This window comes from Actinocrinis sp. (assembly GCF_035938995.1).
Taxonomy (GTDB): Bacteria; Actinomycetota; Actinomycetes; order Streptomycetales; family Catenulisporaceae; genus DASZGI01.
Map to the genome: position 1 here is coordinate 1 of NZ_DASZGI010000084.1, position 16,600 is coordinate 16,600.

13 protein-coding genes and 1 pseudogene are annotated in these 16,600 nt (G+C 68.8%); 3 read left to right on the forward strand and 11 right to left on the reverse strand.

The window, feature by feature from the left end; translation table 11 throughout:
- Positions 1 to 90: 90 nt before the first annotated feature.
- Complete coding sequence (locus tag VGZ32_RS05450; RefSeq protein WP_326884712.1) at positions 91 to 972, reverse strand: NAD(P)H-binding protein; 882 nt, start codon at positions 970 to 972, stop codon at positions 91 to 93.
- Between the two features lie 432 nt (positions 973 to 1,404).
- Here VGZ32_RS05450 and VGZ32_RS05455 point away from each other — a divergent pair, with 432 nt between their 5' ends.
- Positions 1,405 to 1,878 (forward strand): MarR family winged helix-turn-helix transcriptional regulator, encoded by a 474-nt coding sequence (locus VGZ32_RS05455; RefSeq protein ID WP_326884713.1) that lies wholly within the window; start codon positions 1,405 to 1,407, stop codon positions 1,876 to 1,878.
- Between the two features lie 69 nt (positions 1,879 to 1,947).
- Here the strand turns inward: VGZ32_RS05455 and VGZ32_RS05460 are convergent, their stop codons facing one another.
- The 7 genes from VGZ32_RS05460 to VGZ32_RS05490 all read right to left on the reverse strand — a co-directional run bounded on the left by VGZ32_RS05460 (position 1,948) and on the right by VGZ32_RS05490 (position 12,101).
- Positions 1,948 to 4,224: a GH39 family glycosyl hydrolase gene (locus tag VGZ32_RS05460; RefSeq protein WP_326884714.1), complete on the reverse strand. Its 2,277-nt coding sequence runs from the start codon at positions 4,222 to 4,224 to the stop codon at positions 1,948 to 1,950.
- A gap of 27 nt (positions 4,225 to 4,251) precedes the next feature.
- Entirely contained in the window at positions 4,252 to 5,763 is a 1,512-nt protein-coding gene (locus VGZ32_RS05465; RefSeq protein ID WP_326884715.1) for a hypothetical protein, read from the reverse strand.
- On the reverse strand, positions 5,760 to 7,775 hold the full coding sequence (locus tag VGZ32_RS05470) for a TIM-barrel domain-containing protein (protein WP_326884716.1): 2,016 nt from the start codon (positions 7,773 to 7,775) through the stop codon (positions 5,760 to 5,762). Before VGZ32_RS05470 ends, VGZ32_RS05465 begins: the two co-directional genes overlap by 4 nt.
- A 62-nt stretch (positions 7,776 to 7,837) precedes the next feature.
- A complete protein-coding gene (locus VGZ32_RS05475) occupies positions 7,838 to 8,599 on the reverse strand; it encodes a carbohydrate ABC transporter permease (RefSeq protein WP_349263492.1) in 762 nt (253 codons plus the stop codon).
- 134 nt (positions 8,600 to 8,733) lie between these two features.
- Complete coding sequence (locus VGZ32_RS05480; RefSeq protein ID WP_326884718.1) at positions 8,734 to 9,693, reverse strand: sugar ABC transporter permease; 960 nt, start codon at positions 9,691 to 9,693, stop codon at positions 8,734 to 8,736.
- A 2-nt stretch (positions 9,694 to 9,695) separates the two neighbouring features.
- Positions 9,696 to 10,898 (reverse strand): ABC transporter substrate-binding protein, encoded by a 1,203-nt coding sequence (locus VGZ32_RS05485; RefSeq protein ID WP_326884719.1) that lies wholly within the window; start codon positions 10,896 to 10,898, stop codon positions 9,696 to 9,698.
- A gap of 168 nt (positions 10,899 to 11,066) precedes the next feature.
- Positions 11,067 to 12,101: a LacI family DNA-binding transcriptional regulator gene (locus VGZ32_RS05490; RefSeq protein WP_326884720.1), complete on the reverse strand. Its 1,035-nt coding sequence runs from the start codon at positions 12,099 to 12,101 to the stop codon at positions 11,067 to 11,069.
- Between the two features lie 149 nt (positions 12,102 to 12,250).
- On the opposite strand from VGZ32_RS05490, the gene VGZ32_RS05495 reads away from it, so the two are divergent.
- Both VGZ32_RS05495 and VGZ32_RS05500 read left to right on the forward strand, forming a co-directional pair.
- Positions 12,251 to 12,748, forward strand: coding sequence for a MarR family winged helix-turn-helix transcriptional regulator (locus VGZ32_RS05495; RefSeq protein ID WP_326884721.1), 498 nt, complete (start codon positions 12,251 to 12,253; stop codon positions 12,746 to 12,748).
- A gap of 321 nt (positions 12,749 to 13,069) precedes the next feature.
- Complete coding sequence (locus VGZ32_RS05500) at positions 13,070 to 13,639, forward strand: ester cyclase (protein WP_326884722.1); 570 nt, start codon at positions 13,070 to 13,072, stop codon at positions 13,637 to 13,639.
- Between the two features lie 54 nt (positions 13,640 to 13,693).
- On the opposite strand, the gene VGZ32_RS05505 is transcribed toward VGZ32_RS05500, so the two are convergent.
- The 3 genes and pseudogenes from VGZ32_RS05505 to VGZ32_RS05515 form a co-directional block, all read right to left on the reverse strand.
- Positions 13,694 to 14,413: a helix-turn-helix domain-containing protein gene (locus VGZ32_RS05505; RefSeq protein ID WP_326884723.1), complete on the reverse strand. Its 720-nt coding sequence runs from the start codon at positions 14,411 to 14,413 to the stop codon at positions 13,694 to 13,696.
- Positions 14,414 to 14,561: 148 nt separating this feature from the next.
- The gene (locus VGZ32_RS05510; protein ID WP_326884724.1) at positions 14,562 to 16,364 is read right to left on the reverse strand and encodes a CocE/NonD family hydrolase; all 1,803 of its coding nucleotides are present in this window, start codon (positions 16,362 to 16,364) and stop codon (positions 14,562 to 14,564) included.
- Between the two features lie 28 nt (positions 16,365 to 16,392).
- Positions 16,393 to 16,600 (reverse strand): annotated as a pseudogene (locus VGZ32_RS05515) (hypothetical protein); the annotation flags it as partial.

A 16,600-nucleotide genomic window follows, 5' to 3' on the forward strand; every position in this document is an offset into this window, starting at 1 on the left:
CCCGCCATGTCCATGTCTTCGGCGATCTTGTACGCCTGCCGGACGATCTGCTCGTTGTCCAGTGCCATTTTCATTCCTCCTTAGCCGGTGTTACTTGCGGTAGCTGCCGTGCCGGAATTCCTCGGCAAGTGACGGGCGCGACGGATGCCAGCCGAGCTTGGTCCGGGCTCTGGCCGCGTCGGCGCCCTGATCGAGCAGGAGGACTTCGGCGAAGTAGTCGCCGAGGCGTGCCCGGGCCTCGTCCTCGGAACCCGGGACCGCTCCCGGGGCGCCGACTGCGACAGCGGCCGCCTCGGTGAGCTCGGCGGCGGTCGGGTCCGTCCCGTTGCCGATGACGTAGCGGCCGCGGGCCGCGTCGTCTTCCAGGACGCGCCGGAAGAAATCGGCCAGGTCCGCGACGTGCACTTCGCACCAGTGCTGCTGCCCGGTGCCGAGCATGATCAGGTTGCCGGCATCGTCCCGTGGTGAGCCGAGCAGCACGCCGGGGATCCCGCCACCGCCGTCGCCGTAGGCAACGCTTGACACGATGACCACGCCGCGCATGTCCCTCGCGCCGAACACCCGGCGTTCGATCGCCTCCTTCCACGACACAAGCGCGGGTGCGTGGTAGCCCGACTGTTCGGTGATGGCGGTGTTGGTTCCGTAAACCCACAGGCCGCTGATCTGGAGGTACGGCTTGCCGGTTCCAGCGAAGATGCTGGTCACCGCGTCGACCACCGCGGAGTCCAGGTTCGCGCTCGTGGCGTCCCCGGGGCTGGCGGTGTGGACGGCGCCGTCCGCGTCGTTGAGCAGGCGGGCGACCGCGGGCGTGTCGTAGAGGTCCACGACGGCCGGGGTGGCGCCGCGCGCGGCGACCGCCGCCGCCTGCTCCTCGTTGCGAACGAGCGCCGTGACCTCGTGGCCGTGCTCGAGCAGTTCGCCCAGCACGTGCGATCCGATGAACCCGGTTCCTCCGGTGAGTGCGACTTTCATGGCCGTTCGGCCTCCTGTCCAGTTCGTGAGGGCGGGCGGCTGAGGGAGCGCCCGCTCCTTGACTTCCATAATGCTGCGAAGTGGTTCAACTTGCGCCTTCAAGCGAGAAGCTACTCCGCCATGACTTGAACCGTCAAGTGAGCTTTGCAGGTTTTCTTGGGCCTGGACGCTCCGCGTCGAGAGCAGCCGCCTCAGCAGCGCAAACGTTTCCGAGATCGCCGAGCCGCCCTCCGCCGTCACCGACTCGCCGGACCGCGGACCAGCTTGAGAGTCTTCCCAAATGACTTGAAGCTTCATGTGAGTGACGCTATTCTGTAAGACAAGCTCAGAGCCCCGGTCGACGAATCCCGGCAGCTCCGGGCCCCAACGGCGCACGCAGGAGCACGGAAGGGATCGCTACTCCCTCAAATGACTGTTCTCGAGGAGTCGACGATGGTTGATGAGCACGCGGACGTGTGGCTCAACGCGACCGAACTGGCCGCGTGGCTTTCGATCGTCCGCCTGGTCACACGACTCCCCTGGGCCATGGACGCCCAGCTGCAGCGGGACGCCAACCTGAGCCTGGTCGAGTACATGACCATGGCGATGCTCTCCGACGCGCCCGCGTGGACGATACGGATGAGCGAGCTGGCGGAGATCACGAACACCTCGCTGTCGCGGCTGTCCCACCTGGTCAGACGGCTCGAGTTGCGCGGTTACGTCCGGCGCGAGCCAGACCCCACCGACGGCCGCTTCACCAACGCGATCCTGCTGCCGCTCGGAATGCGCCATCTGGAGGAGGCCGCGCCCGGCCACGTGGCCTGCGTACGCCGGCTGGTCGTGGACAACCTGTCCGGCGAGCGTCTGCGCCGGTTCGGCCAGGACGCCGAGCGCATCGTGCAACGCATCGACTCGCCGGCACGCTGACGGCGGCGGCTTCGGCGGAACGCGGCTCGGATCCGTGACGGCCACCACGGATCCGGGCCGCGGACCGGTCTATTGCGTGACGCCGGCGCGGTCGATGGCGATATTGATGCCAGCGCTCGCGCTGTTGCGGTTGCCGGTGTTGACGATGGTCAGCGTGTGCGATCCGGACGCGAGAACCGGACTCGTGAACACGATCCCTGACGCGTTGCGCGTCGCGGAGTAGTTGTCCATGCTCTGCGGCGCTCCTCCGTCGACGGAGACGGTCATGATCCCCTGGTCGAAGTCGCGCACCGCGTGCAATGCGACCTGCGTGCCGGTGAACCGGAAGACCGCCGTCGCACCGGCCGTGTGACTCCAGTTCGCAGTACCCAGATACATGTCGGACACGCCGGTCGTCAGACCCCAGTTCGAGTCGTACTGGAACTGATCGTTTCCGGTGCCCGTCACGTTCCCGTCGACGATGAGCTGCGAATTCGGGGTGACGTCGGCGCGGTCGATGGCGATATTGATGCCGGCGCTCGCGCTGTTGCGGTTCCCGGTGTTGACGATGGTCAGCGTGTGCGGCCCGGCCGCCAGTGCCGGGCTGGTCCACACGACGCCCGAGGCATTGCGGCTCGGCGCATAGTTGTCGACGGTCTGCGGTGTTCCGCCGTCAACCGATACGGTCATGATGCCCTGGTCGACATCGCGGACGGCGTGCAACGCGACCTGGGTGCCCGTGAAGCGGAAGACCGCGGTCGCGCCGGCCGTGTGGCTCCAGTTCGCAGTACCCAGATACATGTCGGGCACCCCGGTCGTCAGACCCCAGTTCGAGTCGTACTGGAACTGATCGTTGCCGGTGCCCGTCACGTTCCCGTCGACGATGATCGTTCCGTTGCCCGAGCCGCCCGGCCCCGCCGGTACCGGGACTCCGTGCGGTGAGAGGACGAGCCAGAACGCGTCGGTCCCCGCCTGGAACGCCACCGGCAGGCTGATACTGCCGTTGCTGATCGTCACGTCGGAGTCGGACACGGTGATCGGCTGGGACAGCGGCGTCTGATCGGGGATGCGCAGGAGCGTGGCATGCACGGTGCCTCCGGCGGTCAGCCACGGGGTGGAACCGAGTCCCTGGACGGTGACCGTCGTCGTGCCGGTCTGCCCGCTGTTGTTGCCGATCAGCACGTTGGCCTGCCCGGCCGACTGATCCGCGGCAGCAGCCACCGCGATGCCGGCGTTGCCGCTGTTCGCCGTCACCAGATGGCCGGTCAGATTCGCGTAGGCGCGGTACACCCACCACTGGCCGGTCGGGGCCGCGAGGTCGCCCGTTCCGGCCACGACGGAGTCCAGAGTCCCTGCCGTGCAGCAGTCCGACCAGATCGCGTGCGCGGCGGCTCCGACACCCGACACGGCGAGACGGTTCAGAAACCAGGCGGTGTAAGCGGCGTTCTGCTGGTTGCCAAAGAGGTATTCGTTGATCGACTGCGGGATCGGGCTCAGGCCGTGCGCGCCGACCAAGGCCGCCGCATCAGCCGAGTCGGCGGCCGGGTCGTTGCCGAAGTGCCAGTTCAGCACACTCGGCAGGGTCCCGTCGTTCTTCGTCTGGCCGAGGAACTGGTCCAGCCAGGTGTGGTTGTAACCGCTGTACGAGGGCCCGACGATCAGCGCGGACGGATTCAGCCTCCTGATCTCGCGAACTGCCGTGTCCCACATCTGGAAGTACTGCGCGCTGTTGACGCCGCGCTGCCAGAAGCCGGTGCCATCGGGCTCGTTCCAGATGTCGTACGCGACATTGACGCCGGCTGCCTGGGCATCCCTGACGACCTGGTCGATGAAGGCCGTCCAGTTGGAGCAGTCCCCGTTGTCGCACGGGTAGATGGTGTTCGAGGGCTGCGTCGTGTCGGCGCCGTAGACGTCGGAGACCAGCAGGTCATAGCGCGCGCTGTACGGAGCGGTCGTGACGCGCTTCGCCTGCGCGATAGCAGAGTTGATGCGTACGCGGTAGCCAGAGCCGGCGGTGTAGTTGTCGCCGATCCAGCCGCCACCGGCGATGCGGGCGCCGCCGCCGCGGAACAACGTCGGTGTCAGCGGCTGCAAGAAGCTGTCCGCGGGGCCTGATCCGTCCTGGCTCAGGCCGTAGAGGAAGCCGGCTCCGGCGTGCGTGGGGGTCTTGCCGGTCTGCGAGACGTCAACGGTGACGGTCGTGTCCGGGACGTTGGCGGATGCCTGGACCGCCGGAACAACCGCGGCGGCTACGCCGAGCACGGCGGCGAGACCTGCGGCGATCAAGCTATGGCGGGAGATGCCGGCGAGCGGCGAGTGGGTCGATCTCTGGCGTGGTGGTGGGCTGTGCAAGGGGGTTCGCTCCATTGCGACTCCTCGTCAGATACGGCGGTGTTACGGGGTTACGTCGGCGCGATCGAGGGCGATGTTGATTCCGGCGCTCGCGCTGTTGCGGTTTCCGATGTTGACGATCGTGAGCGTGTGCGTCCCGTCCGCCAGCGCCGGGCTCGTCCATACGACCCCTGCTGCGTCGCGCACGGGGGCGTAGTTGTCGATGGTCTGCGGTGCTTCGCCATCGAGCGAGACAGTCATGATGCCCTGGTCGAAGTCGTGGACCGCGTGCAGGGCGACCTGGCTACCGGTGAAGCGGAACGTCGCGGTGGCGCCGGCCGTGTGGCTCCAGTCGGCCGTGCCTTCGTACATGTCGGACAGGCCGCCGGTCACGCCCCAGTTCGCGTCGTACTGGAACTGGTCGTCAGCGGTGCCAATCTCGTTTCCGTCGACCACGATCTGAGTGCCGCCCGATCCGCCCGGCTGCGTCGGCGGCGCAACGCCGTGCGGCGACAGGACGAGCCAGAACGCGTCAGTCCCCGCCTGGAACGCCACCGGCAGGCTGATGCTGCCGTTGTCGATGGTGACATCGGAGTCGGACATGGTGATCGGTTGGGACAGCGGGGTCTGATCCGGGATCCGCATCAGCGTGGCGTGCACGGTGCTTCCGGCGGTCAGCCACGGGGTGGAACCGAGCCCTTGGACGCGCACGGTCGTCGTGCCGGTCTGGCCGCTGTTATTGCCGATCAGCACATTGGCCTGTCCCGTCGACTGATCCGCGGCCGCCACCGCGATGGCGCTGTTTCCGCTGGTGGACGAGATCAAAGCGCCGGTGAGGCTGCCGTAGGCGCGGTAGGCCCACCATTGCCCGGTCGGCGCCGCGAGATTTCCCGTTCCGGCCACCGTGTCGTCGAGCGTTCCCGCCAAATACTGCGCGCTGTTGACACCGCGCTGCCAGAAGCTGGTGCCGTCCGGCTCGTTCCAGATGTCGTAGACGATGATGACGCCCGCGGTCTTGACATCGCTGACGACCTGGTCGATGAACACGATCCAGTTGGAACAGTCGCCATTGTCGCAGGGCTCGATGGTATTGGCCGGCTGCGAGCTTCCGGCGCCGTACAGGTCGGAGACCAGCAGGTCGTAGCGCGCGTTGTAGGGAGCCGCCGTGACCCGCTTCGCCTGGTCGATCGCCGACTCGATGCGGGCGCGGTACCCGGCTCCCGCGGTGTAGCCGTCGCCGATCCAGCCTTCGCCTGGCAGTCCTGCGCCGCCTCCGCGAAAGAGCGTGGGTGCCAGCGGTTGCAGCCAACTGTCCGCGGGGCCTGATCCGTCCTGGCTCAGTCCGTAGAGGAAGCCGGATCCGACGTGGGTGGGAGCCGCGCCGGTCTGCGATACATCGACGGTGACCGTCGTGTCCGGTGCGTTGGCGGCGGCCGGGAACGCGGGAACGAGCGCGGCGGCCAGGCCGAGCGGGGCGGCGAGTCCCACGCCGATCAAGATGTGGCGCGAGATGCCCGCGCGCGGCGAGCGGGCCGGGCTCGGGCGTGGCGGTCGGCGCAGGGCGATTCCACTCATGGCAACTCCTCGGAAAGCGGGGTTTCGGCGTCGTCGCGCACGAACAGGGGAATGCGATGCAGCGGCGCATCCACCGTGACGTGACTGCCGCCGGAGTATCTGTGTCCGGAGTCGGCGTGCGTCCACTGCGCTCCAGCCGGCAGATAGACGCGGCGCTGGCGGGCGCCGAACTCGGTGACGGGGGCGACGAGGATGTCGGGGCCGAAGAGGTATTCGTCCTCGACGTCCCAGGCGGCCGCGTCGTCAGGGAACGCAAGCAGCAGCGGGCGCATCAGTGGGATGCCGGTGCGCTGGCCTTCGCGCAGATGGGTGTGGATGTAAGGGCGCAGCCGCTCCCGCAGCCGCAGCATGGCGGTGATCGCCTCGTAGGCCTCGGGCCCGTAGGACCAGACCTCGTTCGGTCCGCCGCCGTCGCCGACCGGCCCGCGGCTGGTACGGGGCTCGCGGTGGCCGTGCAGGCGGAAGATCGGGCAGAACGCGCCGAACTGGAACCAGCGCACGACCAGTTCGCGGTAGTGCTCGTCATCCGGGTCGCCGCCGTGGAAGCCTCCGATGTCGGTGTTCCACCAGGGGATGCCGCTGAGCGCGACGTTCAGCCCGGCGCGGATCGAGGCCGCGAGGGCGGGGAACGTCGTGGGGATGTCGCCGGACCACAGCGCGACGCCGTAGCGCTGTGAACCCGCCCACGCGGAGCGGACCAGCGACAGGACCTCGGCCTCCCCCGCGGCGCGCATGTGCTCGAACACGCCGCGCGCATGCTCGCGCGGATAGAGGTTCGCGACTTCGCAGCCCGGACCAGCTGCATAGTTGAGCGTGTGCGGGGCGGGACGGATCTCCGGTTCGCAGGCGTCCAGCCAGAAGGCGCGGATGCCGAGCTTGTAGTAGTTCGCCTGGAGCTTCTCCCACAGGTAGGTGCGGGCGCGCTCGTCGGTCGAGTCGTAGAAGGCAACGCCGATCTCTGTCGGGGAGCCGCCGTCGTCAGGCCAGTTGCCGGTCATGGTGCCGCCGTTGTCGGTCACGGCGAGCATCCCTGCATTGCGCATGGCCAGGTAGCTGTCCGACAGAGGGCTGACAGAGGGCCAGACTGAGACGGCAGGCTCGATGCCGAGCGCGCGCACTTCGTCGACCATCGCGCGTGGGTCGGGCCAGGCTTCGGCGTCGAAGTCCCAGTCCCCCAGGTGCCGCCAGTGCAGGTAGTCGATCACGAGCACGGACAGCGGCAGACCACGGCGGGCGTACTCGCGCGCCACTTCCAGCAGCTCCGTCTGGTCGCGGTACCGCAGCTTGCTCTGCCAGAAGCCTGACGCCCACGCCGGCATCGCGGACGGGAATCCGGTGGCGCCGGCGTAGGCGGTCATGATGGCCGCGGGGCTGTCGCCGACGGTCAGCCAGTAGTCGATCTGCCGGGCGCGGTCGGAGACCCAGCGGGTGCCGTTGGCGGCGAACTCGACGCGGCCGACGGCCGGGCTGTTCCAGAGCAGGCCGTATCCGCGGTTGGACAAGGCGAACGGGATCGAGACTTCGCCGTTGCGCTGCGCCAGCTCCAGCACCATGCCCTTCTGGTCCAGGCGTCCGTGGCCGTGTTGTCCGAGTCCGTATATCCGCTCGTCCGGGTAGGCGGCGAACCGCTGCTCGATGCGGTGGAAGCCCGCTCCGGCGGCCTCGAAGTGGCGCGATCCTGGCCACCAGAAGTGCGCGGGCTGCTCCCGAAGCACCTCGGCTCCGGTGTCGGAGCGGTGGAAGGACACCAGCCCGTTCGCGCCGTCCACTTGCACCCGCGCGCGGCCGTGGACCAGCGTGGCGGTCTGCTCCGCGCCGTTGATCTCGATGGTGGGCGCGACCGGCTCGATCGGAGGCAGCGCGCGCTCCAGGGCGCCGGGCAGGTCGGGCAGGATGCGATACAGGCCGGCGCGTATTCGGACGCTGTCGGCGCCCCACGGCTGGACGGTCAACAGGTGATGGCCGCTGCGCCAGGTCAGGACGTGGTCGGCGACGGTGAATGGGGTGAGCACATACGCTCCCTGGGTCGAAGCACTCGGTCAGGGTTCGAAATCGTCGTGTCGTAGCCGCGGTGTCAGTCCTTGACCGCGGCGCTGCCGATGCCCGCGGCGACGTAGCGCTGCGCGACGATCAGCAGCAGGGCCGCCGGGATCGACGCGATGACGCCGGTGGCCATCACGCTGTTCCAGTCGGTCAGATTCGCGCCGATGAAGCGGTAGATGCCGACGGTGACCGGCGCGCGGTCGTCCTGCGTGGTCAGGGTGACGGCGAACAGGAAGTCGGCCCAGGCGAACAGGAAGGAGAACAGCGCCGCGGTGATCACGGCGTTGCGGGCCACCGGCAGGATGACCGACACGAAGGTCCGCAGCCGCGAGGCGCCGTCGATCGCGGCCGCCTCGCCGAGTTCATCGGGCACGCCGCGCAGGAAGGAATGCAGGATCAGCGTCGCGAAAGGCACGCAGAGCGTTGAGTCGGCCAGGATCAGCGCGAGCGGCGAGTTGAGCAGCTCAAGCCTGTCCGCGACCACGTACAGCGAGTTGGCCATCACGATGCCTGGAATCATCTGCGCCACCAACAGCGCGAACAGCAGCGCACGCCTGCCAGGCACACGCAGCTTCGCCATGCCGTAGGCGGCCGGCGCCGCGACCAGCAGCGTCAGGATGACAGTACCCAGCGACACCTCGAGGCTGATCAGCAGGTGACCGCCCTGGCTGCTCAGCACATTGCGATAGCCGTCCAGCGTGCCGTGCAGGGGAAACCAGGTCGGCGTGCGGCTGACCAGGTCCTGCGGCCGCAGCAGCGAGGCGTCGAACATCCAGTACAGCGGGAACAGCATCACCGCGACGATCGCGATGCCGACGCTGGTGCCCAGCGCCTTGCGGGCTCTCTTGGAGAGCCTGGGCCGCTCCCGGCCGGCAGCCGCCGGGCGGATCCCCGTCTTCAGCAACCTAGAACCCATCAATCCCGTACTCATCGGCCCCGTCCCTCCGGCTCGCGCACCGCGCGCAGATAGATCCAGGCGAACACGACCGCCACCAGAATCAGCAGGTTGCCGACCGCGGCGCCCTGGCCGAACGCCAGTTGCTGGAACGAGAGGTCGTAGCCGTAGATGGTCAGTGTCTGCGAAGAGTTCGCCGGGCCGCCCTGCGTCACCACCATGATCACGTCGAAGACCTTGACGGTGTAGATCAGCCCGAGCGTCAGCACCACGAGCGTCACCGGGCGAAGCAGCGGCAGCGTGATCCGCGTGAAACGCTGCCACGCGCTCGCGCCGTCGATCGACGCCGCCTCGTACACCTGCTCCGGGATGGCCTGCAATCCGCCGTACAGGATGACCATGTTGAACGGGATGCCGACCCAGATGTTGACCAGCGTGACGGCGACCAGCGACATCTTCGTGCTCACCAGCCATGGGATCGGCTGGCTGATCAGGTGCAGGTGTAGCAGTGTCTGGTTGACCACGCCGGAGTCGTTGTAGAACATCCAGCGCCACACGGTCCCGGACACCACCAGCGGTAGCAGCCACGGCACCAGCAGCAGCGAGCGCAGCACGCCGTTCAACGGGAAGATCCGGCGGAAGAAACTCGCCAACGCCAGGCCGATGCAGAACTGGAAGACGATCGATCCGACGGTGAAGAGCACCGTGTTGACGACCGTCTGGGCGAACTGCGGATCGTGCCAGATCGCGCGGTAGTTGGCCAGCCCGACGAAGGGCGCCGATCCGGTGTAGAAGGACGAGACGGTGTAGTTCTGGAAGCCCATCCGCACGTTGGACACCAGCGGGTACACGTAGAAGCAGATGACGTACACCCAAACCGGAACGACGAACCCGGCCGCGCGCCACGCGGTGCGGCGGCGGCGCGCTCGGGCCGGGGCGTCTTCCGCCGCCTGAGCGGCGGCAGAAGACGTCTCGCTGAGCACCGCGGCCATCGTCAGGACCCGGCTTGGCTCTGCGCCTGGGAGAGCGCGGCCTGCGGCGACATCCCACCGGCCAGACAGGACTGGATCGCGTTGTACAGGGCGGTGCTCACCTTCGGATACGCGGTGCCCAGCTCGGCCGTGCGCGCGTGGGCGGTGGCCACTTCGGTGACGAACGCGGCCAGCTGCGGATCGGACTGGCCCAGCTGCGCGGCAGCCGCCTCATTGCTCGGGATGTAGCCGGCGTCCTTCGACCACTCGAGGCTGCGATCCGGGCTGAGCAGGCACTTGACCACCGCCACGGCCTTCGCTTCCCGCGCGGAGTTGCTGTGGCCGACGGTCCAGACCTCGCCGCCCAGCGGGGTGACCGGCTTGGCCGACGGCGAGGGCACCGGGATCGGGACGATGCCGTAGTTCAGTCCCGCCTTGGCGTCCAGGGTGGGAATCTGCCAGGGGCCGTTGACCATCATCGCCGCGTTGCCCGCCAGGAACTGCGAGTCGACGTCCGCCTGCGTCCAGCTGACCACCGACTTGGACGCCGAGCCCTCGTCGACCAGGGTCTTCCACAGGGTCAGCGCCTGCACCGCCTGGGGCGAGGCGAGGTTCTTGAGGTCGGCGCCCGCGGTCCAGAAGAAGGGCTCGAACTGGAAGCTGCCCTCTTCGGTGCCGACCGCGGAGAACGCGATCCCGCGCCGCGAGCCGGTCGTCAGGGCCTTGGCGTCGGCGGTCAGTTCGTCCCATGTGGTAGGCGGTTTGAGCCCGGCCGCGGCGAACATGTCCTTGTTGTAGAACAGCGCCAGGCCGTTCACGCCGGGCGCGATGCCGTACGTCTGGCCCTGATACGTCCCGGCGGACACGATCGACGGGTACAGGCCGGCGGTGGACAACCCGGCCTGCGACAGCGACACGAGGCCGCCGGTCGCGGCCACCTGCTGCAGGTTCGGATTGTCGATCAGCGCCAGGTCTGGCAGCGATCGGGCGGATGCCTCCTGCAGCAGCTTGGGCATCAGCTGTTCGCGAGGCACCTGCTGGTGCACGACCTTCACGCCGACCTGCGCGCCGCACTCGTTCAGAACGCCCTGGATCTGCGTGTCCTGCGGCGCGGAGCCGTAGTAGTCGACCTCGTTCAGCGTGTCGACCGATCCCGAGCCGGAGCCGCCGGTGCTGGTGCCGCAGCCGGCCAGCGTCAGCGCGCACGCCGAGGCGACGGCTGCCACCGCGAGAGCACCGCGGCGTGCTGTCCTAGGACGCCCACGGTGGAAGGCACTTATCATGGCCTTTACCTTTCGAATTGATTCGATGAATCTGACACGTCGGCGAACATCGCCGCGAAGCTTGAGAAGCGCGAAGAAGAGCGGAAGAACAGGAGACGGTTGCGGATTAGGTCAGGCGGATGTGGCGGCGGCGCCGCCGACCGGAGCCGGCGCGGTGGTGTCGCGGACCTTCAGCGTCGGCGCCAGGATCGTCACCGAGGGCACGGTCTCCCCGTTGACCTGCCCGGCCAGCAGCCGTACCGCCGTGTGTGCCAACTCCTCGACCGGCAGGGACACCGCGGTGACCGGGATGCGCAGGCGCTCAGCCTCGTCGTCCGGGCAGACCGCGACGACCGAGACGTCCTGCGGCACCCGCAGCCCCAGACCGGCGAGCCGGTCCAGCGCCAGCGGAAGCGCCCGCTCGTTGTAAACGATCAGACCGGTCAGGCCGCGGACCTTCGACAGGAGGCCGTCGACGGTCCGGGCCACATCGGCCGGCTGTCCGTCGCAGGGCGCCCAGACAGGACGTACCTTCTGAGCGCGCAGCGCGTTGAGCGCGCCGTCGCGCGCGTGCACGGCGTACGCGGCGTCCCGGCGAAACGTGGCCGAGGACTGGCCCAGGTATGCGATGCGGCGGTGCCCTAGCTCGAGCAACTGCTCAGCGCAGAGCCGACCCGCCAACGCCGTGTCGAAGTCGACGTAGGGCAGCCGCGCGCTGTCGTCCGGCGTCCCGACCACCACCGCGGGGCATTTCAGCGAGCTGAGCAGAGGCACCCGCGGGTCGTTGCGCTGCACCTCCATCAGCAGGACCCCGTCGACCTGCGAGCCGACCACCGCGTCGCGGATCGCGGTCTCGCCGTCGTCGTCGGTAAGCATCAGCAGCTTGAGGCCGAGGTCCTGCGCCGCGGTCAGCGTCGCCCAGACGTACGGCATCTGCACCTGGTTGTGCGGCCCGTAGACCATGGGCAGCGCCATGGCGATGACACCGTTGCGGCCGCTGCGAATGGAACGCGCCCCGGCGTGCGGCCGGAACTGGAGTTCCTCGATGGCCTGCTCCACCCGCAGCCGCGTCTCCGGCGAGATCGAGCGGGCCCCGCTCAGCACGTACGACACGGTGCTGCGGGAGACGCCGGCCCGCCGGGCGACGTCCGCGATCGTGACGGCCATACCCGCCCTCTGTCGAACTGATTCGATTGAGCGAGACCGTACAACCGCGTTCCGAAACGCGCAAGAGTTCGGGCGGCCGCGTCCGACCGCGATCTACGTCGGCCACGGCGTGATACGGAGCGCTCAGAAGCGACTGATACGCTCGCAGAATGACCGCGACCGAGCAGACGCCCCAGACTGACGAGCACACTGACCTGTGGCTCAGTCCGGCAGAGCTGGCCTCGTGGCTGTCGGTGGTCCGCTTGTTCACCAGGCTGCCATGGGCCATCGACACGCAGCTTCAGCGGGACGCCGACGTGAGCATGGTCGAGTACATGGCCATGGCGATGCTCAATGACGCGCCGGAGAACACGCTGCGGATGAGTGAGCTGGCCGAGCGGACGAGCACCTCGCTGTCGCGCTTGTCGCACCTGGTCAAGCGGCTCGAATTGCGCGGATATGTCCGGCGGGAGCCGGATCCGACCGACGGGCGCTTCACCAACGCCATCCTGCTGCCGCCCGGAGCGGAGAAGATGCGTTCGGCGGCGCCGGCGCACGTCGCGTATGTGCGCCACCTCGTGATCGACAACCTTTCCCCCGAGCGGTTGCGCCGGATGGGCCAGGACGCCGAACGGATCGTGAAGCGCATCGACTCGCCTGCGCGCTGACGCGACTCTCCTTCAGGCCCCGCCGCGTTGGATGCGGCGGGGCCTTCGTGTGCCCGCGGAGGCGCAGCGCGTTGCGTAGCTGACAGTTCCGGGCGGCGGCGCGACGAACGCCGCCTCCGAATTCGCAGGTGGCGTTACATGAATCGTCAATCTATAGAGCGTGGCTCAGTAACTTTCCACAGCAGAAGTATCGTGCTCAGCAAGCCACTTGCGAAGAAGATGACTTGAGCATTAAAGTGATGACCACGGCGAGCGGTCAGGAATCACCGGCCGTCCTTCCGCCCCAGTGATCTGACAGCAGGGCACCCAGAGGAGAGAGACATGAGCATGTGGCAGCGCATCGCAGTCGGGACGGCCGTGACCGCAGTCACCGTCGGCGGCCTGACAGCAGCGGCGAACGCGCAGACGACGAGCACCCAGTCCACCGGAAAGTCGGCGGCGCAGACCCACGAGCGGGGGTCTGACAAGGTCCGGGACAACGAGGAGGTGGTCGAGGCGTTCATGGCGGACGTCCTCGACGGGCACCACGGCGCCGACGCGGCGAAGTACCTGACCCCCGACATGGCGTGGCACGGCGGCACCGTCGGCACGGTCGCCGGCAGCGCCAACGTCACCGGCCTGATGACCACCGTCGTTACCTCGATACCTGATCTGCACACCTCGACGCAGGACATCTTCGGCCAGGGCGACGAGGTCGTGGTCCGCCTGATCGTCAGCGGCACGCAGACCGGACCGCTCCTGGGCATCCCCGCCAGCGGGCGCCACGTCCAGTGGGACGCGACGGACCTCTACCGGCTGCAGGACGGCAAGATCGCCGAGGAGTGGGCCGCCGAGGATTTCACCGCCTTCCTGGCCGACACCGGCACGTACAAGGCGCCGTGGATCCAGTAACCCTCCACCGCGCCGCGCCGGTGATCTGTGCGCCGTCCTGAGACGGCCCGCGGATCACCGGCGCGGGGTTTTTTGGCCTGCCACGCGGCCGTGGGGTGCGCGGCCTCGGTCGTCGGCCTGGCGCGTGCTGCTGTCCACGAGTGCTTGCTGTACCTGGTCCTGTGAGCCGGGCGCGGCCGGCAGGGGCGTGTTCTGCCCGTGCGGGCGTGCGCGCATCCCGTCGATGACCAGGACGAGGTAGCGGCGCCACAGCTCGGGCTGGCCGGTGTGGTCGGTGACCGCCGCAATCATCAGTTGCAGGATCGGCAGGTCCGGGGGCAGCAGGTCGGGCCGCAGCGTGCCCTGCTGCTGGGCCTTGTGCACCAGTTGGTCGACCAGCGGAGCGACCCGCGCGCCCATCTGGGCTTGGCGCTGCGGACCGCGTCCGGTGCCGAGCATCACCTCGCGCAGCCCCCGGTCCAGGGCCTGGATCTCGCAGACCCGTTCCAGGGCGGTGACCAGCCCGGTCCACGCGTCTTCGTGCTCGAGTGCTTCGCGCGTGTAGGACTCGACCGTGTTGACCATGTCGGCGAACAGGGCGTCGACCAGTTCCTCTTTGTCGGAGAAGCGGCGGTAGACGGTGCCGACCCCGAGACCCGCGTGATGCGCCACGTCGTTGAGCGTGGCCGCGACGCCGCGGTCGCGGAACACCTCGCGCGCGGCGGCGAGGATGCGCAGCCGGTTCAACTCGGCGTCCCTGCGCAGCCGCGGCCGTACGGCGCGTTCAGCGGGCATGGGACGGTCACCTCGGCGACGAAACAGTGCGGCGATATCCGCTTCATCGTAGTGTCCGTTCGCAGGTTGTGATCTCACATCGCGGTGGGAGCCCGGGTGGCGCGGCCGGTGCGGGGCCGCGCCACCCGAACGGGTGGGAGACGCGTCGTCAGGACGACGGTCCCCAGTTCGTGGGGCTGGTGGTGAACGCGCCGGGCGGGGCGAGGGGGAGGTTGAGCCGGGAGGCGCCCAGCTCGCCGCGCTCGACGGTGTAGACCCCGCCGGCCAGGTGCGCGAGTTGCTGCGGCGTGGGCGCCACCGGGAAGTGGAAGCTCGCCAGGGGCTGGCTGGTGAGCACCAGTTGGATCCGATCACCCGCCGGGATCAGCGTGAAATTAGGCAGCAGTGCGATGTCATAGCGGGTGACGCGTCCCGGCACTACAGGCTGCTGACTGGTCTGTGTGAACGGATGGCTTGGAGAGATCAGCACGCCGTCCTGGCTGTACCAGCTGGCGGACGGGTCGAGGGCGCGCTGGCTGCCGAGCAGGATTCCGTCGGCCTGTTTGACCACCGTGCCGTCGGGGGCCAGCAGATTGAGCGTCGCGCTCAGTTCGGTGTCCGGCGTGGTGGAGGTGGCGTAGACCGTCACGTCGGAGGGGCCGTCGAGCACCGCGGCGCGGCCGAGCGGCGCGGTGGTGTACGTCAACGCATTCGACATGGTCGCCGCCGCCCAGCTCAGTGCGTCGTGACCGCTGCCGTCCGGCATGTTCGTGCTCAGCGTCCCGGCGCCGAAGTAGTACGTCGCCGACTGCGGCGAAGGCGGCCATGCGGCGGTGTCCACCCAGCGGGCCGCGGTCTTCTCGAAGATGTGCAAGGGCGTGCGCGTGTCGGCCATACCGGTGGGCTCGTGCTTGAGCCAGGTGTCGAACCACTCGAGCCGCAGGTTCTCAAGTGTCACGCCGCTCACGTTCTCCCCATGGGTCCACGGGCCGACGATCGCCTGGTAGCGGCCGGTGGTCGGTTCGTGTGCGGTGATCGGCGCGGTCAGCGGCCGGTGGAAGTAGGCGTTCTGTGCGGCGACGTAGTCCCCGAGGTTGCCGCCGGGGAACAGGTCGTTCCAGCCTGCTTCGGTCAGCGCCGGGATGCCGTTGGCCACGATGCTCGGCATCAGGTTCTGCACGTCGCGCGTCTGCCAGTAGGCGTTGTCGTAGGAGCGCGGCCCGCCGTCGGCCTGCTGGGCGATCGTGACCGCCTGCGGGTCGGTGGCCGGATTGTCCTGTGGGCCGCGCGGTTCGGCATGCGCGATGCCGGCGACGAACGGCGTGGGAATCCCGCCGTTGCCGGTCAGGTCGTCGTAGAAGTTCGAGTCCGTACAGAACGGTGTGATCGCCTTCAGAGCGGAGTGCGCGCCGACGGCCGCGGCCGTGAACCACTGATCCACCCCGAGGTAGGAGCATCCGTCCAGGCCGACCTCGCCGTTCGAGCCGGGCAGGGTGTCGGCGGCCCAGTCGACCAATTCGGCGCCGTCACGGCCCTGACGCGGCCCGAACCAGTCGACCTGTCCGCCCGACGCCCCGGTGCCGCGCACCGCGGAGGCGAGGTAGATGTAGCCGCGCTGCACGAGGAAATCACCCGCCGCCGCCGGATCGGAGCGCCCGGCACCATACGGGTTCTGCGTCAGCAGCACCGGGAAGCGCCCGTGTGCCCGCGCCCCGGTGGCCGGATCGGTGGGATACACCACCTCGACGGCAATCTGGACCCCGTCGTCCATCGTCACCTGCACGGTGCTCGGCGCGCTGACCCCGTACGTCGCCGGCTCCGGTTGCCACGCGCCGCGCGCATCGGCCGGGGCGGCCCCGGCCGCCGGGACGACGGCGATTGTCAGCAGCCCGGCCAGGGCGGCGCCAGTCCCTAGCACGCGCGTGGCCGCACGCTCGTTGCGCCACCGGGCCGCGTGCGCTCGTGTTCTCATATGCATCTCCAGTGCCTGTATGCCGGGATCACGCGGCCGGGCTGCGCAGCGGGAAGAGCGGGAAGACCTGCCGGTGCAGCGTCTCGTTCGCCAGTTCCGCCAGCACGATGTAGAACGCCACCCCCGCGAGCACGATCTCGGCCCACCCGGCCGCGTGCAGCGCCCCGGTGACCGGCGCGCCCGCGCTGCTCGCGCCCAGGTACGCGACGACCAGCAGCACGATGACGAGGTTGAGC